Source organism: Homoserinibacter sp. GY 40078, from assembly GCF_008017545.1.
Taxonomy (GTDB): Bacteria; Actinomycetota; Actinomycetes; order Actinomycetales; family Microbacteriaceae; genus Homoserinibacter.
Map to the genome: position 1 here is coordinate 94124 of NZ_VRTZ01000001.1, position 20658 is coordinate 114781.

Here is a 20658-nt window from a genome sequence, read left to right on the forward strand (position 1 = left end):
GGGGAGAGACGGATGACACCACCGGGCGATACTGTGTGGGCACAGCCACCCGAAGGAGAGCGACATGGGCTTCATCACGGCATTCGTCGGAGCGCTCGGCGGGACCTTCGCCGACCAGTGGATCGACTTCTACTCGATCCCGTCGGTGCAGCCGACCGCGGCGCTGTTCCCCGCAGTGAAGCAGGAGACCAACGCGGGCCGCGGCTCCAACACCAAGGGCTCGGACAACATCATCACCAACGGCTCGAAGATCGTCGTGCCCGAGGGGTATGGCCTCCTCACGATGCAGGACGGCGAGATCACCGGACTCGTCACCGAGGCCGGCGGCTACATCTGGCAGTCCGACGACGTGAACAGCAAATCGCTGCTCGCCGGCAACGGCATCGTCTCGCCGCTCATCACCCAGACCTGGGAGCGCTTCAAGCGCGGCGGTATCCCCGGATCGCAGCAGGCCGCGTTCTACGTGAACCTCAAGGAACTGCCGAACAACCGCTTCGGCACCCAGAGCGAGATCTACTGGGACGACGCCTGGCTCGGAACTCAGGTGGGCGCGCTCACCCGCGGCACCTACACGCTGCGCATCGTCGACCCGATCCTGTTCGTGAAGAACTTCGTGCCCGCGAGCTACTTCGGCGGCGGGCAGGTCTTCGACTTCACCGACATGAACAACGACGCCGCGACGCAGCTCTTCAACGAGGTCGTCTCGGCCCTCGCCCCCGCGTTCTCGAAGTACACGAACGACCCGGCGAAGGGGCGGATCACGCAGATCCAGTCCGACTCGCTCGGCTTCGCGAAGAGCCTCGCGGCGGCCGTCGAGGACGGCTACTCCTGGAAGGCGAACCGCGGGCTCGAGATCGTCTCGACCGCGATCATCTCGATCGAGTACGACGCCGACACGACCGAGCTGCTCTCGAAGGTCAAGCGGGCGGATGCGCTCAGCGGCGCACGCGGCAACTCGAACCTGCAGGCCTCGGTGGCGCAGGGATTCGAGAGCGCGGGCGAGTCGGGCGGCGCCGCGGGCCTCGTCGGGCTCGGCATGGCAGCCGGGACAACCGGACTCGGAGGCCTCCAGCAGCCTGTTGCGCCGCCACCCGCTCCCGCTCCCGCTCCGGCGCCCGCGGCCGCGCCGGCCGACGACCCGATGGCGAAGCTCACCCAGGCCAAGCAGATGCTCGACGCCGGGCTCATCACGCAAGACGACTACGACGCCCTGAAGGCGCGGGTGCTCGGCGCCTGACGGACGCGACGATGAGCGACATCCAGGAGCCGGTCGACACCGGCAATGACAAGCGCGACGGTCTCGACCGCTGCCCGAGGTGCGGCGCAACGGAGATCGGCCCGGTGGTCGGCACTCACAAGCTGCAGTGCGCGTTCTGCCGCTACGAGTGGGAGCCGGGCGCCTTCGACGCGGGCGCCGCGTTCGACGTGCCACTGGATGAGATCGTCGGAACCGTGACGACGACCGGCGTCGCCGACATCGAGGCCGCAGCCTCGACCATGGTGACCCTCAAATGCCAGGGATGCGGCGCCGAGGTGGTCATCGACACCGGCCGCAGCCTGCAAGCCCGCTGCCACTGGTGCCGTCAGGTGCTCTCGCAGAACACGCAGATCCCGAACGGCGCGGTCCCCGACGCGCTGCTTCCGTTCACGGTCACGCATCCGCAGGCGGTCGAGCTCATCCGCGGGTTCGCATCGCGGCGGCGCATGTTCGCCCTCAAGCGCTTCCGCGAAGAGTTCGTGCCCGAGAACGTGGTCGGTGTCTACATGCCGTACCTGCTCGTCGACGGCAACCTGCACGCCGACATCGCGGGCCAGGGCGAGATCAAGACCCGCACCTACCAACGCGGCCCCGACAACAACAAGACCACCTACTACGACGCCGACGTCTACCGCGTGACCCGCAGCTTCGACTTCACAGTCGACGACCTGACCGTCGAGTCGTCGTCCGCCCGGGCCGACCTCGACACGTCGCGCAACACGAACAACGTGATCAACACGATCCTCCCGTTCGACACGAAGAACGCGGTCGCCTACGACGCGCGCTACATGGGCGACTTCACCTCCGAGAAGCGCGACCTCGACATCGCCGGGGTCATGCCCACCGTGCGGCACCAGCTCCTCAGCATCGCGCGTCAGACCGCGACGGATGCGGCACCCGGATACGACCGCGGCATCCGTTGGGAGAGCGAGCAGCTGGATGTGAAAGGCACCCGCTGGGTGGCCGTGCTGCTCCCCGTGTGGCTGTACTCCTACTACGAGAAGAAGTCCGACGGCAGCGCCTTCCTGCACTACATCGCGGTCAACGGCCGCACAGGAGAGACCATGGGAAGCATCCCGGTCAACGTGCCGAAGCTGGTGGTCGCGGCGCTCGTCGTCGGAGCCGTGCTCGAGGCCATCGCGATACCCATCGTCGCGGCGAGCGCGTGGTGATCGCCGTGCACGTGCTCGCGTCCGCAGACTCCGACTGGGTCCTCGCGCTGCTCGCTCTCGGACCCGTCGGCGCGTCCGTCTTCTACTGGGCGGTGTGGATGTCGTACCGCAACACGAACAAGAGCCACAGCTTCGAGCGCGAGACGGCGATCGCGGTCGACGACATGCGCGGCGATGACGTGAAGATCGGGACCAACAACGGCACGACCGCACGCACCATCCGCGGCATGAACTCCGACGAGCCGCGCCGCCGCCTCTGAGCCGGGCCCAGTCGGACGGGCGCGTTGTACGGGCGCGTCCACCGAGGCCCATACGGACGGGGGAACCGCGCAACACCCACCGCGGCCGAGACGGCCACGGGAACCGGACGCGCGAAGGCCAGAAATGGCCTTCGCTCTTAGCGTCCACCGCGGCCGAGACGGCCACGGGAACCGGACGCGCGAAGGCCAGAAATGGCCTTCGCTCTTAGCGTCCACCGCGGCCGAGACGGCCGCGGGAACCGGACGCGCGAAGGCCAGAAATGGCCTTCGCTCTTAGCGTCCGGTTCCTGCGTAGACCACGGCGTCGGCGTCGCCGTCGAGACCGAACGCGGCATGCACCACGCGCATCGCCTGCGGGAGCGTGTCGGCACGAGTGACGACCGAGATGCGGATCTCGGAGGTCGAGATCATCTCGATGTTGATGCCCGCCTCCGACAGCGAACGGAACAGAGCCGCCGAGACACCCGCGCTCGTGCGCATGCCTGCGCCGACGACGGCGAGCTTGCCGATCTGGTCGTCGTACTGAAGCGAGGCGAACCCGGCATCCGGTTGGGCGACCCGCAGGGCCGCCAGCACCTTCTCGCCATCCGCCTTCGGGAGGGTGAACGAGATGTCGGTGAGGCCGGTGGCGGCCGCCGAGACGTTCTGCACGATCATGTCGATGTTGGCGCCCGTCTTCGCGACGATCGTGAAGATCTCGGCCGCCTTGCCGGGAACGTCGGGCACACCCACGACGGTGATCTTCGCCTCGCTGAGATCTCCCGCGACCCCGGTGATGATGGGCTCTTCCACGGTCTCTCCCTCCACCGGGTTCACAACCCAGGTGCCTTCGTTGTTGTTGAACGACGATCGAACGTGCAGCGTCACCCCGTGACGGCGCGCGTATTCCACGGCGCGGATATAGAGCACCTTCGCCCCCGCAGCCGCGAGTTCGAGCATCTCTTCGCTCGTCACGCGATCGAGCTTGCGGGCCTTCGGCACGATCCGCGGATCGGCGGTGAAAACGCCGTCGACGTCGGTGTAGATCTCGCAGACATCGGCGCCGAGCGCGGCAGCGAGCGCCACCGCCGTCGTGTCCGAGCCGCCCCGACCGAGGGTCGTGATGTCGCGGCTGTCGCGGTTGAAGCCCTGGAATCCGGCGACGATCGCGATCGCTCCCGCGTCGAGCGCCTCGCGGACGCGGCCCGGGGTCACGTCGACGATGCGGGCGGAGCCGTGCCGCGCATCCGTGATCATGCCCGCCTGGCTGCCGGTGTAGGAACGGGCCTCGAAGCCCATGTCGCGGATCGCCATCGCCAGCAGAGCCATGGAGATGCGCTCACCGGTGGTGAGCAGCATGTCGAGTTCGCGCGGGTCGGGGATCGGCGAGACCTGGTTGGCGAGGTCGATGAGCTCGTCGGTCGTGTCGCCCATCGCGGACACCGCAACGACCACCTCGTTGCCCGCCTTGCGGGTCTCGACGATGCGCTTCGCGACCCGCTTGATGCTCTCGGCGTCGGCGACGCTCGATCCGCCGTACTTCTGGACGATGAGGGTCACGGGAAAGGCACTCCAGGGGAAGGGAACGACGTCATCCTACCGAGGCGTCCATTCCCGGTTACGCACGCACCGGGCGCTACTCGACGACCCGGCGCCCCTCGAAGGCCCGTCCGAGGGTGACCTCGTCGGCGTACTCGAGGTCACCTCCGACCGGCAAGCCGGACGCGAGGCGCGTGACCCGCAGCCCCGGCTGGATCAGCAGCCGAGTGAGGTAGGTCGCGGTCGCCTCGCCCTCGAGGTTCGGGTCGGTGGCGATGATGACCTCGGTGACCTCGGTGCTCGCGAGCCGCTGGAGCAGCTGCGCGATGCGCAGATCGTCGGGGCCGATGCCGTCGATGGGGCTGATGGCGCCGCCGAGCACGTGATACAGCCCGCGGAACTCGCGGGTGCGTTCGATGGCGACGACATCCTTCGCCTCCTCCACCACGCAGATGACGGCACCGTTGCGACGCGGGTCGCGACAGATGGCACACGTCTCCTGCTCCGACACGTTGCCGCAGATCTGGCAGAACTTGACCTTGTCGCGCACGACGGTGAGGATCTCGGCGAGCCGGGTGGTGTCGAAGCTCTCGGTCTGCAGGATGTGGAACGCGATCCGCTGCGCGGACTTCGGCCCGATGCCGGGCAGCCTGCCGAGTTCGTCGATGAGGTCCTGGACGATTCCCTCGTACATCAGCTCTCGTTCCTGGCGTCGGTCGGGGCCGGCTCCTCGACCAGGCGCACCGGACGGTCACGCGGGTTCAGCTGCTCCTCCTGCAGGAAGCTCGCCTTGAGCACCTCGCGCACCACCGCCTCGCCGTAGCGGCCGGGACGGTTCGGGTTGCGGCTCGCCGCAGCGGGCGCCGGGGGCGTAGCCGACGCCGCCGAAGGTCGACGCGATGTGGATGACTCGGCGGGGGCAGAAGTGGTCTCGTCGGCCGGTGGTTCAGGCTCGTCGTCTGCGGGCGGAGCGTCCGCGTCGTCGGGCGGGGGGACATCGTCGGAGGCGGGAGCAGCGCCGGGGATCGGGGTGACATTCCACCCGATCGACGCGGATGCGGGAGCCGCACTCGCGGGCGGGTCGGCGGCACGACGAGACGCGGGTGCGGGCGTGGCGGCGGGGGCACCGGGAGCCTGCGCCGCGCCCTCGACGCGGGCGATGAACTTCACGCGCACCCCGAGCACCGCGAGGATCGCGCGTCGCAGGTGCTCGCTGACGCTGTCACCGGAGCCCTGCGCCTGGCGGAAGTTCTGCACATCGCCATCGCTCTGGAACGAGAGGGTGAGCACATCGCCCTCGAACGCGCGCGGCGTGGAGGTGTAGACCACCATCCACGATCCGCGCTTGATCTCCTGCACACCCTCGAGGATCTCGGGCCATGCGTCGCGCAGCTGCTGCAGAGTGACCGGAGCGCCAGGAGTCACGGCGGTGGGCCTCGGCTCCTCGGTCGCGGGCTCGGCTGGGGGCGCGGGCTCGGTTGCGGGCGCGGGCTCCTCGGCGGCAGCGGGTTCCTGCGGGGCGGGCGCCTGCTTCGCGGCGGGCGGATCCTCGGGCTCGGGTGCCTCAGCGGCCGCCGCCGCGGGCTCGGGCGACACCACGGGTTCGACAGGCTCCGACCCCTGCGCGGGCGCGGGCGCCTCGGGAGCAGCAGCGGATGCCGCAGCAGCGGATGCCGCAGGCGCGGCTGCAGCAGGCGGCCGAGCAGGCGCCGACTCACGGGCGGGCGGCGGGGCGACCGAACCGATGACCGAATCCGAACCCTCGATGCCGATGCGTCGCTCGAGCCGCTCGACGCGCGCAAGCGCACCCCGCTGGGTGTCGTCGGCGGAGGGCACGAGCAGGCGGGCGGCCATGAGTTCGAGGTGGAGTCGAGGCGAGGTCGCGCCGGTCATCTCGCTGAGAGCGTCGTTCACGACATCGGCGGCGCGCGAGAGTTCGGCGGCGCCGTATGAGGAGGCCTGGTGCTGCATCCGCTCGATCTCGTCGGCGGGGACGCCGCGCAGCACGGCGGCCGCGTGATCCCGCGTCGCCGCGACCACGATGAGGTCGCGCATGCGCTCGAGCAGATCCTCGACGAAGCGGCGCGGATCCTGACCCGTCTGGATCACGCGGTCGACCCCCGCGAACACGGCCTGCGCATCCCGCGACCCCAGCGCGTCGACGATCTCGTCGAGCAGGGCGCCGTGCGTGTAGCCGAGCAGGGCGACGGCCCGCTCGTAGGCGATCGTCGAACCCTCGGATCCGGCGATCAGCTGGTCGAGCAGCGAGAGCGTGTCGCGCACCGAGCCACCGCCCGCCCGGACGACGAGCGGCAGCACGCCACCCTCGACCTCGATGCCCTCCGACGCGCACAGCTGCTGCACGTAGTCGAGCATCTGCGCCGGCGGCACGAGCCGGAACGGATAGTGGTGGGTGCGCGAGCGGATCGTGCCGATGACCTTCTCGGGCTCGGTCGTCGCGAAGATGAACTTCACGTGCTCCGGCGGCTCCTCGACGATCTTGAGCAGCGCGTTGAATCCTTGGGGCGTCACCATGTGCGCCTCGTCGAGGATGAAGATCTTGTAGCGGTCGCGCGCCGGCGCGAAGACGGCGCGCTCACGCAGGTCGCGGGCGTCGTCGACGCCGTTGTGGCTCGCGGCATCGATCTCGACGACGTCGAGCGATCCACCGCCCTCGCGCGACAGCTCGACGCAGCTGGGGCACACGCCGCACGGGGTGTCGGTGGGCCCCTCGGCGCAGTTGAGGCACCGGGCGAGGATCCGCGCGCTCGTGGTCTTTCCGCATCCGCGGGGCCCCGAGAAGAGGTAGGCGTGATTGACGCGGTCGGTGCGCAGCGCGGTGCGCAGCGGATCGGTCACCTGGCTCTGCCCGATCAGCTCGGCGAAGGTCTCCGGGCGATATCGACGGTAGAGGGCGGTGACCACGGGTCAAGAGTAGTCGCCACGACCGACGGGGGCCCGGGCCCTGCGGATACCGGTAGACTGTCCGCGGCTCCCCGCGTGGCGCCATCCAGGCCAACTCCCCCAGGGCGGAAACGCAGCAAGGGTAACCGGGCTCTGGCGGGTGCGCGGGGGGTCCTCGTCAGGAGGATTCGCCTAGTGGCCTATGGCGCACGCTTGGAAAGCGTGTTGGGTGAAAACCCTCGGGGGTTCGAATCCCCCATCCTCCGCCGATGTGATGTTGCTCGGGGCTCGACCCCGGCGCCTCGGGCGACCTCCGATCGCGGGGGTTCGCCTGTTCGGCGCCCGCCTACCGGCGCGCCTGCATCCACCGGGCGACCTCGTTGCGGTCCGGAACGGACTCTGCGGCACCCGGACGCGTCACCGAAAGAGCGGCGGCCTCGACGGCGAGGTCGACCGCGCGGATGAGATCGTCGCCGCGGGCGAGCCCCGCCGCGAGCCACCCGGTGAATGCGTCCCCCGCGCCCGTGGTGTCGATCGCCTCGACCCGAGGTGCCTGCACGTGCTGTTCGCGGGACGAGTCGACGACACGAGCCCCCTCGGCACCGAGCGTCACGATCACCGTGCCGACCAACTGAGCAAGCTTCCTGGTCGCCTCGACCGCATCCGTGAGTCCGGTCAGCGCCCGCGCCTCGATCGCGTTGAGCACGAGCACGTCAACATGCGCGAGCAGCTCCTCGTCGAGGGCACGCACGGGGGCGGGCGTCAGTACCGTCATGACTCCGACCCGCCGAGCCCACGCGAGGCATTCGGCCACAAGGCCGATCGGCCGCTCCAGCTGCAGCATGAGCACGCGTGCGGAGGAGATCGCCTGCCGATCCGCCTCGTCGAGATGGTCGATCGCGGCATTGACACCGGGGACGACAACGATCGAGTTCTCACCATCGCTCGTGACGGTGATGTGGGCCGTCCCGGTGGCGCCCGCCGCAGTCACGAGCCGCGAGACGTTGACCGCGCGCGTTTGAAGCACCTCACGGAGCTCCGCGCCCGGCGGATCGTCGCCGACCACTCCGATGAAGCCGACCGCTGCCCCGGCTCGGGCGACCGCCACCGCCTGGTTCAGCCCCTTGCCGCCGGGGCTCGTGTCGAACGAGGCGCCGAATACCGTCTCACCCGGCTCCGGTCGGCGCTCGACCCGGACGACGTGGTCCAGGTGCGCACTCCCGACCACGACGACGCTCACCGCAGTCCCCCGAGCACCGCCTGCAGGGGCACCCGGAACGAGTAGGCACCCGACCCCACGTCATGGCTGACGCCGGGAAGCTCGACCCGTCCGCGGACCCCCGGAGGCAGCTCCACGTCGACGGCATAGCCCTCGCCGTCGAGACGCCACGACGAGCTGATCCGCCCTCGCGGCGCCTCGAACGAGGCGGCCGCGCGCTCCAGATCCGGCGCGATCAGCGGCCGCAGGATCACATCGTGGAATCCGGCATCACCCGGAGCCTGGTCGATGCCGGCCACGCCCCGGTACAGCCATTCGCCGACGGATCCGAGGGAGTAGTGGTTGAACGAGTTCATCGCGATCGTCTGGAACCCGCGATCCTCGGTCCAGCCGTCCCAGCGCTCCCAGATGGTGGTCGCGCCATGACGGATCGAGTAGCCCCACGACGGGTACTCCTCCTGCAGCAGGAGCGCGTACGCCAGGTCGAGTCGTCCGATGTCGGCGAGCACTGGGCACAGCAGGCTCACTCCGAGGAAGCCGGTCGTGAGCCGACGACCGCGCGCCTCGAGATCCGCCACGAGCTGTCGCTCGACCTGCGCCGCCGCGTCCGCTTCGGCGAGTCTCCACGCGAGAGTCATCAGGCACGCCGTCTGGGTCGGCTCGAGAAGCCCGTCCTCGCTCAGGAACGCCGCCCGGAACCCCCGGACGACCTTCTCGGTGCGATTGGTCATCTGCTCGGCCAACTCGGTGTGCCCGACGATGGCGGCGGTCTCGGCGACGATCCGCGTGGTGTGCGCGAGGTACGCGGTGGCGACGAGCGCCTTCGAGGTTTCGGCATCGACCGAGAGCCAGTCGCCGTAGTCGTTACCCCGCGCGCGATCCCACACTCCGTCGAGAGCTCGCTCGTGACAGTAGTCGTTCCAGCGGAGCATGCTGTCGAACGACCGTTCGAGCACTCGACGGTCACCGGTTGCGCGGTAGATCGCCCACGGAACGAGCACGGCGGCGTCACCCCAGGCGGGCGCGCCGCGCTCCAGGCCTGCCGAGCCGGGAGGCACCGGGACGACGTCGGGCACGGCTCCGTCGGCATCCTGAGCGGAGCGCAGATCGACGAGCCAGCGTTCGAGAAACGATCGGGCGTCGCTGTTGAACAAGGCCGTCGGGGCGAACACCTGGGTGTCGGCAGTCCAACCCAGGCGCTCGTCGCGCTGCGGGCAGTCGGTGGGGATGCCCACGAAATTGCCCCGCTGCCCCCACCGGATGTTCTCGTAGAGCTGGTTGAGGAGGGGCGACGAACAGGCGAAGGTCCCGGTGTCGGGCAGGTCGCTCCCGACCACGATCGCCGCGATGTCCTCTGGGTCGAGACGTCCCGTCAGCCCCTCGATGGCCACATACCGGAAACCGTGAATCGTGAGTTGCGGCTCGAACACGGCGGCGCCCCGGTCGTCGAGCGCGATCGCATCCGTCGCCTCCGCGCTGCGCAGGTTGGCGGTGTACACCGACTCGCCGTCAAGCATCTCGCCGTGGCGGATGCGCACCAGCGCCCCCGGACGCTGATCCTTCAGCGTCAGCCGCACACGCCCGACGAGGTTCTGGCCGAAGTCGACGACAGTGGTCTCCCCGACGGAGGTGACCGACGTGGCGGCGAGCCGATCGATCACCCGGATCGGTGGCCCCGAGGCGGGAACGACGGGGCCGAGCTCGGTGTCGGCGACGGCGACAGGGCGCCAGTCACGGCTGTCGAATCCGGGCGCCGTCCAGCCGGGGGTCTCAAGGGCCACATCGTGGTACTCCCCCATCAACAGGTCGGCCATCGCGACATGGCCCGGTCGTTCGAACCACTCCTCGGAGCTCACGACGATCCGGCGCGAGCCGTCCGGCATCAGGAGCTCCAGCTGGGCGAGGTACTGAGGCGCGTCACCGTAGAGCTTCGCGTGACGGCGCGTGTCGAACCCTACGTATCCGGCCCACCACCCGTCGGCGACGAGCGCCGCGACGACGTTCTCACCGATCACGAGACGGTCGGTGACATCGAAGGAGTCGCTCTCGATCCGCGTGGCGTAGTCGGTCCAGCCGGGCGCGAGTTCCCGATCCCCGACACGTTCTCCGTTGAGATAGCTCAGATGGATGCCACGCGCGGTGCAGTGCAAGACCGCTCGAACGGGCAGCCGGTCGAGTTGGAACGAGTGCCGCAACTGGAGCGGGGCCGGCGAATACATGGTCTGCCAGCTGCGACCGAAGTCGCGCGGTGCCGCGACCGGTGCTGCTGCGCCGCCCGGCTCGGGGTCACGACCGATCCACTGGGCCCTCCACTGGGACGGGTCGAGATATCCGGTCACGAAGTCGGTCTCGTCACCTGTACCCAGGCGCCCGTCGACGCCGCGCACCTCGAGGCGCACCCGATACCTCGAACTCGATTCGAGCGGAAGGGTCTCGCGGAAGAGCACCTCACGATCGTCGCGCCACCCCGTGTCGACGACGAGCGGCGTGCGATCACCATCCACGCGCTCGATCCGGATCCGCATCGCGCCCTGATCCTCTGCAGGCTCATCGGCGCGGAGCCGCCACGCGAAACGGGTGAGCGATCCGCGAGCGGACGTCTCCTCCACTTCGACGGACAGGGCGTAGGCGGTCAGCATGGAGTCTCCCTCGACAGAATCGGACCGGTTTGGTTAAATCGATTTAAAGCAGCATCCACATTACTGGAAGGAAATGGAATGAGCCGACGACGCCTCACTCCCCCGCTTGCACGAGCCGCGGTCGCACTCGCCCTCGCCACGACCGCCACCGGCGCGGTGGGAACGGCCGCCAACGCGTGCATCGAGTCCGAACCGCTCGACATCACCGATCGCGATGATCTCGTATCGATCCTCTACTCCGTCTGGTTCGATCCGGTGATCCCAGAGACCGGAACGCCCGCGCCGCCCGACATCAGCGACATCTTCGCGACCGCCAATGCGACGCAGACCGCCCCAGCCTGGGGACCGCTCGGCGCGTTCCACTACTGGTCGGAACCAGATGGCGGCTACTACCGGTCCGACGATCGCGACGTCATCCGCAGACACATGACCCAGCTCGAGGCCGCCGGAGTCGACTTCATCATCATCGATAACTCCAACGCCAACAGCACCTGGCCGACGGCCTACTACGAGGACATCTTCCTCGACCCGGTCGCCGTTCTGCTCGACGAGATGCTCACCATGAGGCACGAGGGTATCGACACTCCTCACGTCGTGTTCTGGAACCGCACGAGCCCGGCGGAAGCAGATCCGGGATTCGCCGGCAAGGGTATCCGCGACGAGTTCTACACACCGGGCACCTATGACGAGCTGTTCGTGGAGTGGGACGGCAAGCCGCTCATGCTCGGCACCGATACGACACCGACCGCGCTCGACGCCGACTTCACCCAGCGACGGATGTGGGGCCTCCAGCCCAGCCTCGCGGCAGGCGAGTGGTCCTTCCTTCAGCCCTACCCGCAATCGGTGGCGATGAACGGCGCCGACCCCGAGCAGCTCAGCGTCGCGACGGCTTTCCAGGAGAGCTACATGTCGCATCCGCTCACCGCGACCCCGAGACGCGGAGGCATCACCTTCGCGACAGAATGGCAGCGCGCGTTCGACGTACGGCCCAAGATCGTCACCCTCACCTGGTGGAACGAGTGGATCGCACAGCGATTCGAGGACGAATACGGGAACACGAGGTTCGTCGACAACTTCACTGACGAATACAGCCGAGACATCGAGCCCTCGTCGGGGCCCCTCGGCGACCGCTACCTCGACTACATGGAGGGATACATCGCCGCCTACAAGGCGCACGATCCGTTCCCGACCGGACTGGTCGACGAGTCGGTGGCTCTCGGCGGGTTCGAAACCGGCGAAGAGGGATGGGTCGCCGGCACGGGCACTGCGTCCGCCGTATCGCGCTTCGGCGACGCGAGCGCATCGGTTCCGAACGCGGCCGATGGAGCACGCCTCCTCTCCGCCGAGTCATCCGCCGTGACCGGCGAGACCTGGCGCAGCGTGGTCCGCAGCTTCGAACGGGAGGTCGACTTCTCGCAGCACGAAGTGTTGCGGGTGGATCTCGACCACTGGGGCGGCGCGCCCGGAGCCACCGACTACGAGGCGCGAGTGATCGTGCACGCGGCCGACGCGACGACACGCTCCACAACAGTGCTCTCGCCGGGAGGCTCGTGGCAGACGATCGAACTCGACCTCAGCGGCTGGACCAGCCGCAGCGAGGTGACCTCGATCGAGATCGGATTCCGCGCGGTGGGTTCGACAACCCCGTGGGTCTCGAAGTTCTTCGTCGACGACATCCGGCTCGACGCCTCGTGAGACGCGTGTGGTGGGCGGCCGCGCACGCAGCCGCTCACCCCACGGTCGAGCTTCGGGCGACCAGCTTCGGTGTGAACACGACGCGCGTCTGCTCGGGTTCCCGGCCTTCGATCTGGTCGAAAAGCATCTGAACGGCGACGCGCCCCATCTCGCCGGCGGGTTGGCGCATCGAGCTGAGCGGCACGATCGCCGCACGCGATATCTCGATGTCGTCGTACCCGAGCACAGCAACTCGATCGGGCACCTCGATCTCGGCCACACGCAGTGCGTGCAAGACACCCAGAGCCAGTATGTCGTTGCCCGCGAAGACGGCATCGAATCCCCCGTCGGCGATGATCGACTCGCCAGCCGCCCGGCCGGCCTGGATGGTCGCGTCCGACGGCATAGGCAGGACCTCCACGCCGGCGCGCTCAAACTCCTCGCGCGCGCCCTCCCAGCGCTCCGCGAACGCGCGCTCCTCGAGCGGGCCGGACACCATCGCCACCCGGCGGCGCCCGCACTCTATGAGATGCCGGGCAGCCATCCTGCCGCCTTCGAGGTCGTCACCGGATACGGAGGTGACGTCAGATCCATCGGGCGCGGGGTCGAGGAGGACGACGGGGATGCCGCGGGACCTCAACTGATCGAGCGCCGCGGCGGGGAAGTCGTTCGGCTGCAGCAGCACCCCGTGCACACGCTGCTCTTCGAAGAGAGCCAGATAGTCGCGCTGCTTCTCGCCCGATCCGTTGCTGGTGGCGATGAGGGTCGAGAAGCCGTGCTCGGCGGCCCGCATCTCGGCACCCTCGCCGAGATCGGCAAAGAAGGGGTTCTTCAGATCGTGAAGCAGGATGCCGATCGTGCTGTTGGTTCCCACGCGAAGCTGACGCGCGGCCCCGTTCGGGACGTAGTTGAGCGCCGCCACGGCGGCCATCACGCGCTCGAGGGTCTCGGGCGCGACGACGCTCGGCCGGTTGAATGCGTTCGAGACGGTACCGGGCGACACTCCGGCGAGGCGAGCCACCTCGCTCAGCTTGACGTCCTTCACGAATCGCAACGGTACTCCACCGCTTTCGGCTCGGTCCGGAGGTATCCGTCGATCTCTGCCGCGATGTCATCGGGAGAAGCCAGCGGCAGAAGGATCCGGTGCGGTCCGCCCGGCACCTCGTCGAATCGGTCGACCCCCTCCGCATCGATCTGCACGACTCCGGTGTCACTCCAGGCGAACCTCGACGGATCCGCCGCGACGAGCACGGTGAGCGGATCCCAGCTGTCTCGCCCCCTTTCGCCGCCGTTGTAGGCGGAATAGGCCACGGCGACCGGGTCATCCACTCCGCGCGAACTCGACAACTCGGCCCCCGTGATGACGCCGTGAGCGGTTTCGAATCCGACGAATCGGATCGGAAGGGGCCACTCGGACAGGAATCGACGGGTGAGCTCGATGTCGCCGAGGAAGTTGAACTCGCGCCCCTCCGGGTAGATGCCTCCCATGACGATCGTCTCGGCGACCGCCCGCTCGATGAGCGCGCGACCGTAGAGATCCGAGTGGCCGTCAGGGGGACTGTCGATCAGCTCGACGAGGTTGCCGTAGAAGCCGATCGAGACGATCGTCACCGAGCCGGGCACGGCGGATGCGAGCATGCGCCGATACAGTCCGAGCGCCGACTCGAGCGGCGCGTCCTTCGCAGCCCCGAAGCGCTGTACCAGGCCATGAGCATATTCGGGGGACGGGATCGGCTCGTCGACAGCGGGGCGCACTCCGATCACGAGGCGATGCCCGCAAGCCCGGTTCACGATGTCGACGGCGAGCGGCCCCAACGGGCTCGACGTGTCGACCGCGACCGCAAGGAGGTCGAGCATCCCCGCGTCATGCAGCGCATGGGCGAGGGCGAGGGCGCCGACGTCGTCGACGTCCATCTGGAAGTCGGTGTCGATCAGGATGGCGGGTCGCATACTCTCTCATCTCGCATTGAGGGTCGTCGTCAGACGCCGGAAGGGGCGGGAGCCGAATGGCCCCGCCCCCGCCTGCGCTCCTGTGTCAGCTGCTGGCCCAGCCCTCGGTCCAGCCGCCGTCGGCCGCGAGCTCCTGCGCCCAGAGGATGAAGTCGGCCTTCAGCTCCTCCAACTCCTCGTCGATGCGCTTGGTGCCCAGCAGGTAGCCACTGAAGTCGGGAAGGCCGCCCTTCGCCTTGGAGCTGATCCCGAGGTCCTTCACGACCGGAGTCGCGGCCCAGTCGCCCGAGGTGAGCCCCTCGAGGCCCGGCGCGGCGACCGTGTCGTTGGTCGAGGGGATGCCGCCCGAGGAGTCGAGCCATCCCTGAGCGTTCGGCGAGGTGATGAACTGCATGAAGCGGACCGCGGCCTCGAGCTTCGCCCCCGTCGTGGTCGATGGGATCATGTAGCTCGTACCGCCGGGCGCCGCCCCGAATCGAGACGGGGTGCCGTCGGCGTACGACGAGTCCTCTACGGAGACGTTCGGGAACCCGAAGGTGCCCCACTCCCAGTCCACCTCGTCCAGTGCGGGCGCCGAGAAGTTCGACCCCCAGGCGATCGCCGCCCGACCGCTGAGGAAGTCCTCAGCGCCGTGGAAGGCACCACCGGTGTTGATGCCTGACCAGTTCGGAGTCATGCAGGCGTCGTACACCTCCTTCATGAGCCGCAGGCTCTCGCCGAACTCGGGGGTGGTCGTCGGGTCGAGCTCGCCCGTGAGGTACGCCTTTGCGAGGCTCTTCTGCGTCACCTCAGCCGCCGTGCCGGGGTTGCCCTCCGCATCGAACTGGTTGAGCTCATCCTTGTACTTGTCCATCAGCGCAGAGCTGATCGCGTTGAAGATCCAGGTCGACGTGAGCGGACCACGGTCCGCGGCGATGCCGTCGTATCCTGCGGCCTCGAGCTTCCCGCAGGCCTCGATCAGATCGCCGACACTGTCGAATGACGGGTCGACGCCCGCGTCCTCGAAGGCATCCGCGTTGTAGTACATGCCGGCGATCACGAGATTGAACGGGATCCACTCGAAGTTCCCTGCCGCGTTCCTCGCTCGCGTCGCGCTCTCGCCGAAGTAGTCCTGATTGAACGTGTCGATCCACCGGTCCACGCCGTCAACGTAGGGATTCGGCTCGTCGAGGTACTCGTCGAGAGGGACGATCTGGTCGGGGCTGTGCGGCGCCTGGTTGAAGATCAGTTCGGGGGCGGTCCCGGCCGAGAGCTGAGTCGAGAGGGTCTGGGACCAGTCCGCCCCGGGGAGCACGTTGGTCTTCACCCGGATGTCAGGGTTTGCCTCTTCGAAGTCCGCGATCAGTTGATCCCAGCCTGCCCCGAACGTCGTCGTCTCGGAGTTCCACTGGTTGGGGCCGGCGATCGTGATCTCGACGACGCCGTCGGATCCGTCTCCGGTCGAGCACGCCGACAGCACCAGAACGGATGCTGCCGCGAGCGCGATGCTCGTCGTCGCTGTGCGTGTGCGATTCATGGAATGGTGATTCCTCTCTGTGGTTTCGAAGGTGGTTCTCAGTGCGACCCGGGGAGCCCTCCTTGGACTCCGGCCAGGAAGTATTTGGACAAGAAGGTGAAGAGCAGCACGAGCGGGATGCTGGCCAGCAGGTAGCCGGCGAACATCGGCCCGTAGTTCGTGCCGGATTGACTCTGGAAGAAAAGGAGCCCGACCGACGCCGTCCGAAGTTCGTTCTGGGTGATCGTCAACAGCGGCCAGAAGAAGTCATTCCAGACACCGTTCACGGTGATGAGCCCGACCGTCCCGACGACGGGCAGCGACAACGGGAGCATGATCGAGGCGAAGATCCGCACGCCTCCGGCGCCGTCGAGTTGCGCAGCGTCGAACAGCGTCTGGGGAATCCCTTCGATGAACGTCTTCATGAGGATGGTCCCCAGGACGATGCCCCCGGAGATGTGCGGGATCATCAGCACCAGGTAGGTATTGATGAGACCCATGTCCTTCACCATGACGAACAGCGGGATGAGACTGGCGATCCCGGGGATCATCATCAGTGCGGCAACCATCGTGAAGAAGAACGTGCGACCGACGAAGCGATATCTCGCGAGCACGAAGCCTGTCACCAGCGAGATCGCGACGATCGCCACGATCGACCCGGCCGCGACGATCACGGAGGCCAGGAGATACGGGCTGATCTGAGTCCATGCCGTGGCGAAGTTCTCGAACCGCAACGGGAACGCCGGAAGCCAGTAGCTCTCCGCGAATTGCTGATTGTCCTTGAAGGAGGTCGTCAGCATGAAGATGTACGGACCGAGGCCAACGAGCACAAGCACGACGGCGGCGATATGAAGGCCCCACTGCGGCCGGGATCCGCGCAGCCGCGGAGGACGGGCCTGCCCGCGGGCGCGCGTTCCAGACGGGCTCTTCACCGCCGTCGCCTCGAGAACCGCCATCACATTCCCCTCACATCAACGGAACCGGGCGAACCCCGGCGGACGAACACGATCACGCAACTGAGCACGAGCGTGACCGCAAAGAGCATGGTCGACAGGGCCGCCGCATAGCCCCAGTCCTGCGCCTGGAACGCCACGCTGAACATGCGCAGGAGCGGCACGAGCGTCGCGTTGTCGGGCCCGCCGCCGGTGACCACGTAGGCCACGAAGCCGTACTGCACAGTCCCCACCACCGCGAGGAACACCAGGAGCTTCAGCTGGGTGAGCATGAGGGGCAGGTCGATCGAGACCACGCGGCGAAGTCGCCCCACTCCGTCCAGTTGCGCAGCTTCGTATACCTCTCGCGGCACATTTCGCAGCGAGGTGTAGAAGATCAGGAACGGCAGTCCCGCGATGAAGGGGAATCCGATCAGCAGCAGTGACAGCATCGCGAGGTCGGGGTCCCCTACCCAGTTCTGAGCAAGATCCCCGAGTCCGAGAGCTCGAAGAGCCTCGTTGATGACACCCCGGTTGGGCTGATACATGAACGCCCAGATGAGCGCGGTGACGATGCCGGGGAAGGCCATCGGCAGGATCAACAGCGTGCGATACGCGAACTGGGCGCGGTCGGAGCGGAACGAGGTGACGACCTCTGCTGCGAAGAGCGGGATCACCCAGGCCACGATGCTGAAGGCGAAGATGATGCCGAGGTTGCGGAACGACCTCCACCAGAGGTCGTCGTCGAGCATCCGGAGATAGTTGTCGAAACCGACGAAGTCGGATTGCCCCGCGGGGTTCCAGTCGAAGAACGAGAAGTACATCCCGCTCAGCGCGGGGTAGTACTGGAAGACGCCGAGCACCACTCCCGCAGGGAGCAGTGCGAGGTAGGCGTACCAGGGGAATCGCCGCCGCCGGGGCGCCCGCGTCGGGTGAGGTGTTGGATCCACAAGCTCTCCATTGAGGTCTTAAATCGATTTAATACTACGGCCGATCGGGGAACCCCACAAGTCGACGCATTCGGCCCCACACCGGGGGGCGCGGGGCGGTCTCGCGCGGCAATAGCATGTTCGCGTGAGGGGGCCCACGGTTGCGGACGCGCGCGCCCGAGTCCGGGTGCGTCCCAAGTTCTCGGTGCTCAGCAACTCGCTCGCGGCGATCCTGCTGCTCACGAGCCCCATCTTCGGAGTCATGTACTGGTTCGCGATCCCTCGCCGGGGGGTCGAGTTGGTCGTCATCGCCCACGCGATCGTGGTCACGATCGGCCTCGCCCTCCTGTGGCGCCAGCTGCGTGTGCACTCGGAGGCGACCGGCACCGAGCTCATCGGCAACGGCATCTTCAGCCCGGTCGTGCGTGTGCCCTACGAGCGCATCGCCCGCGTGCTCTTCGTCCCCACCTACGTCGGCGCCGCGCCGGATCCCGTGACCCAGCTGCTCGTCGTCGACGCCGAAGGCAAGCGCCTGTTCCGGATGCGCGGCAGTTTCTGGCACGCCGAGGATCTCGTGCGCCTCGCCGCGGCGGTGCCCGCTCCGCTCGAGGTGGTACCGGATCCGATCCCGATCTCGGACTTCTACCGCACCTACCCGAGGTCCGCGTACTGGTTCGAGGACCGCCGTTGGCTGCAGATCACCCTCGTGACCGCCGCGGTCCTCGCCGGATTCGCGCTCACGACGTTCGTGATGGTCGAGCTCGGTCTGCCCGTGCGGTTCCTCTGACGCCGATGTCGACGCGGGGTCAGCGGCGAGCGATCCACCGGCCGAGTGCGCCCGACGGTAGCTCGTCGAATCCGACTGCCTCGTAGAACGAGCGCGCCGCGAGGTTCGTCGGGTCCATCGTGAGGTGCACGCCGGGAACGCCCGCCTTGGCGAGAGAGGTGATCAGCAGATTCTCGATGAGGGCGCGCCCCAGGCCGCGTCCCTGCGCCGACGGCAGCAGGTCGATGTGGAGGTGCGCCGGATAGTCGTCCACTTCGGGTACGAGCAGAACCTCCGGCTCGTAGCCGCGGAGCACGAGGCGCTCCTCCTCCGAGAAGGGCTCGCTCGGCACCGGATAGCGTTCGGCGAACCAGGGCGTCCAGCGCCTGCGCCACCAGTCGACGAACCGCCGCGTGCCCGGCACCGCGACGACGTATCCGACCGGACCATCGCCCTCATCGACCACCCACGCCCACTCGGGGGCGTACGTGACGTACGGCTCAAGGAACAGATCCGGCAGCAGGTCATCGGTCGACCAGCGTCCCGTGGCGTCGCCGCCTGACGCGCCGGTGAGCACGCAGATCTCGCGCAGGCGCCCCAGATCACCTGGCTGATACGGACGCAATCCGGTGTTCACGTGGCGCTCAGACCGGCGTGCGGTCGTCGAGCCCCCACGGCTGCCCGTACCCGCCCTCGGATTCGGGCGCGGCCATCAGCTCGAGGAACGGCTCCGCGGGGAACGCCTCGGGTCCGTGCACCCCGACCCCCGACCAGTCGCCGCGCGCGAGCAGCTCCATCGCGATGACCGGGTTGAGCGCCGTCTGCCAGACGACGCACTGGCTCTCGTACTCGGCCATCGTCCACTCGTTGTCGCTCACGTGGTACAGGTACACCTCGCGGTGCGCGCCGTCGGGGCCAGTGCCGGTGACCCACACGCCGGCGCAGGTCTTGCCCGTCATCCGCGGTCCGATCGTCGCGGGATCGGGCAGCGCGGCCGCGACCACGTCACGTGGGGCGACTTCGACGGGGCCTGCGGCGCTGCGCACGCGGAGGGGTGTCGTCTTGTCGAGCCCGAGCAGGTTGAGCGTCTTCAGAACACCGATGAACTCGTCTCCGAGACCGTACTTGAAGGTCACCCGCTTGGCGTCGAGCACGCGGGGCATGAGCAGCACCTCTTCGTGCTCGACGTTCACGCACTCGACGGGGCCGATGCCCTCGGGGAAGTCGAACACCTCCGGCTCCGAGAACGGCTCGGTCGTGTACCAGCCGCGGTCGCGCTCCCACACGACCGGCGGGTTGAGGCATTCCTCGATCGTCGTCCAGATCGAGAAGGACGGCGCGAAGATCTCGGCCCCGGTCTCGTCACGCACGACCAGGTTCGCGCCGTCTCGCGTGCCGAGCTCGTCGATCTCCGAGAAGAGGACGTCGGATGCGTAGCGGGCGAACACGTCGGAGAGCCCCGGCTCGACGCCCATGCCGACGAGCGCGAGTCGGCCCGCGCGCTCCCAGTCGGGCGACTGCGCGAACTGGTCGTCGCCGAGCTTGACGCCGGTTTCGCTGTAGGGGTTCTCGGGGTGGGGCTCCGAGAGGCTCATCGCCATGTCGAGGTAGTCGGCGCCCGCCGCGAGCGCGCCCGCGAAGATCGTCGGCACGAACTTCGGCTCGACCGCGTTCATGACGTGGGTGGCGCCGTGTTCGCGCGCGACGGCGGCGACCGACTCCGGGTCGGATGCGTCGATCCGGCTCGCAACGAAGCGTGCGCCCTGGCGTCCGTGCTTCGCCTCGATCCAGGCGATGGTGCGCTCCGCGCGGGCGATGTCGTAGTCGCTCACCACGAGGGTCTCGAAGAAGTCGCGACGGGCGGCGATCTTGGCGATCGCGTCGCCGACACCGCCCGCTCCCACGAGGAGGATTCTCATGCCCCGAGGCTAGCTCGTCTCGC

The 20658-nt window shown here is 68.1% G+C and carries 17 protein-coding genes, 1 tRNA gene and 1 other RNA gene; 7 read left to right on the forward strand and 12 right to left on the reverse strand.

Annotation, left to right across the window (positions count from 1 at the left end; all coding sequences use genetic code 11):
* The first annotated feature begins 64 nt into the window (after window positions 1-64).
* Genes FVQ89_RS00460 through FVQ89_RS00470 form a run of 3 tightly spaced genes read left to right on the forward strand, consistent with a single transcriptional unit; the run spans window position 65 to window position 2690 of the window.
* The gene (locus FVQ89_RS00460) at window positions 65-1237 is read left to right on the forward strand and encodes an SPFH domain-containing protein (protein WP_147899985.1); all 1173 of its coding nucleotides are present in this window, start codon (window positions 65-67) and stop codon (window positions 1235-1237) included.
* An 11-nt stretch (window positions 1238-1248) separates the two neighbouring features.
* Window positions 1249-2430 (forward strand): TFIIB-type zinc ribbon-containing protein, encoded by a 1182-nt coding sequence (locus FVQ89_RS00465; RefSeq protein ID WP_147899986.1) that lies wholly within the window; start codon window positions 1249-1251, stop codon window positions 2428-2430.
* Window positions 2424-2690, forward strand: coding sequence for a hypothetical protein (locus tag FVQ89_RS00470; RefSeq protein ID WP_222706016.1), 267 nt, complete (start codon window positions 2424-2426; stop codon window positions 2688-2690). Before FVQ89_RS00465 ends, FVQ89_RS00470 begins: the two co-directional genes overlap by 7 nt.
* 273 nt (window positions 2691-2963) lie before the next feature.
* Here the strand turns inward: FVQ89_RS00470 and FVQ89_RS00475 are convergent, their stop codons facing one another.
* The 3 genes from FVQ89_RS00475 to FVQ89_RS00485 all read right to left on the reverse strand — a co-directional run bounded on the left by FVQ89_RS00475 (window position 2964) and on the right by FVQ89_RS00485 (window position 7133).
* Window positions 2964-4229, reverse strand: a complete 1266-nt coding sequence (locus tag FVQ89_RS00475) for an aspartate kinase (RefSeq protein WP_147899987.1) — start codon at window positions 4227-4229, stop codon at window positions 2964-2966.
* A 76-nt stretch (window positions 4230-4305) separates the two neighbouring features.
* Complete coding sequence (gene recR / locus FVQ89_RS00480; protein ID WP_147899988.1) at window positions 4306-4902, reverse strand: recombination mediator RecR; 597 nt, start codon at window positions 4900-4902, stop codon at window positions 4306-4308.
* Window positions 4902-7133, reverse strand: a complete 2232-nt coding sequence (locus FVQ89_RS00485; RefSeq protein ID WP_147899989.1) for a DNA polymerase III subunit gamma and tau — start codon at window positions 7131-7133, stop codon at window positions 4902-4904. Before FVQ89_RS00485 ends, recR begins: the two co-directional genes overlap by 1 nt.
* 62 nt (window positions 7134-7195) lie before the next feature.
* Here FVQ89_RS00485 and ffs point away from each other — a divergent pair.
* Both ffs and FVQ89_RS00495 read left to right on the forward strand, forming a co-directional pair.
* Window positions 7196-7292: signal recognition particle sRNA small type (ffs, locus tag FVQ89_RS00490), an RNA gene on the forward strand.
* 1 nt (window position 7293) lies between these two features.
* Window positions 7294-7378 (forward strand) — tRNA-Ser (locus FVQ89_RS00495).
* An 80-nt stretch (window positions 7379-7458) separates the two neighbouring features.
* Here the strand turns inward: FVQ89_RS00495 and FVQ89_RS00500 are convergent.
* A complete protein-coding gene (locus FVQ89_RS00500; protein ID WP_147899990.1) occupies window positions 7459-8352 on the reverse strand; it encodes a ribokinase in 894 nt (297 codons plus the stop codon).
* Window positions 8349-10970, reverse strand: a complete 2622-nt coding sequence (locus FVQ89_RS00505) for an alpha-L-rhamnosidase (RefSeq protein ID WP_147899991.1) — start codon at window positions 10968-10970, stop codon at window positions 8349-8351. The genes FVQ89_RS00500 and FVQ89_RS00505 overlap by 4 nt, the downstream gene beginning before the upstream one ends.
* Before the next feature lie 78 nt (window positions 10971-11048).
* On the opposite strand from FVQ89_RS00505, the gene FVQ89_RS00510 reads away from it, so the two are divergent.
* Window positions 11049-12665: a hypothetical protein gene (locus FVQ89_RS00510; RefSeq protein WP_147899992.1), complete on the forward strand. Its 1617-nt coding sequence runs from the start codon at window positions 11049-11051 to the stop codon at window positions 12663-12665.
* Between the two features lie 34 nt (window positions 12666-12699).
* Here the strand turns inward: FVQ89_RS00510 and FVQ89_RS00515 are convergent, their stop codons facing one another.
* The 5 genes from FVQ89_RS00515 to FVQ89_RS00535 all read right to left on the reverse strand — a co-directional run bounded on the left by FVQ89_RS00515 (window position 12700) and on the right by FVQ89_RS00535 (window position 17971).
* On the reverse strand, window positions 12700-13689 hold the full coding sequence (locus FVQ89_RS00515; RefSeq protein WP_147899993.1) for a LacI family DNA-binding transcriptional regulator: 990 nt from the start codon (window positions 13687-13689) through the stop codon (window positions 12700-12702).
* Window positions 13686-14594 (reverse strand): nucleoside hydrolase, encoded by a 909-nt coding sequence (locus tag FVQ89_RS00520; RefSeq protein WP_147899994.1) that lies wholly within the window; start codon window positions 14592-14594, stop codon window positions 13686-13688. Before FVQ89_RS00520 ends, FVQ89_RS00515 begins: the two co-directional genes overlap by 4 nt.
* An 85-nt stretch (window positions 14595-14679) precedes the next feature.
* Entirely contained in the window at window positions 14680-16110 is a 1431-nt protein-coding gene (locus FVQ89_RS00525; protein ID WP_147899995.1) for an ABC transporter substrate-binding protein, read from the reverse strand.
* A gap of 38 nt (window positions 16111-16148) precedes the next feature.
* Complete coding sequence (locus FVQ89_RS00530; RefSeq protein ID WP_147899996.1) at window positions 16149-17045, reverse strand: carbohydrate ABC transporter permease; 897 nt, start codon at window positions 17043-17045, stop codon at window positions 16149-16151.
* Window positions 17045-17971 carry a carbohydrate ABC transporter permease gene (locus FVQ89_RS00535; protein WP_222706017.1) on the reverse strand — a complete coding sequence of 309 codons (927 nt, stop codon included), beginning with the start codon at window positions 17969-17971 and terminating at the stop codon, window positions 17045-17047. The genes FVQ89_RS00530 and FVQ89_RS00535 overlap by 1 nt, the downstream gene beginning before the upstream one ends.
* Window positions 17972-18095: 124 nt before the next feature.
* Between FVQ89_RS00535 and FVQ89_RS00540 the strand changes: the two genes are divergently transcribed.
* Window positions 18096-18737: a hypothetical protein gene (locus FVQ89_RS00540; RefSeq protein WP_147899997.1), complete on the forward strand. Its 642-nt coding sequence runs from the start codon at window positions 18096-18098 to the stop codon at window positions 18735-18737.
* Window positions 18738-18756: 19 nt separating this feature from the next.
* On the opposite strand, the gene FVQ89_RS00545 is transcribed toward FVQ89_RS00540, so the two are convergent.
* The gene (locus FVQ89_RS00545; protein ID WP_222706018.1) at window positions 18757-19353 is read right to left on the reverse strand and encodes a GNAT family N-acetyltransferase; all 597 of its coding nucleotides are present in this window, start codon (window positions 19351-19353) and stop codon (window positions 18757-18759) included.
* 7 nt (window positions 19354-19360) lie between these two features.
* Window positions 19361-20635 carry a saccharopine dehydrogenase family protein gene (locus FVQ89_RS00550; protein WP_147899998.1) on the reverse strand — a complete coding sequence of 425 codons (1275 nt, stop codon included), beginning with the start codon at window positions 20633-20635 and terminating at the stop codon, window positions 19361-19363.
* Window positions 20636-20658: the final 23 nt, after the last annotated feature.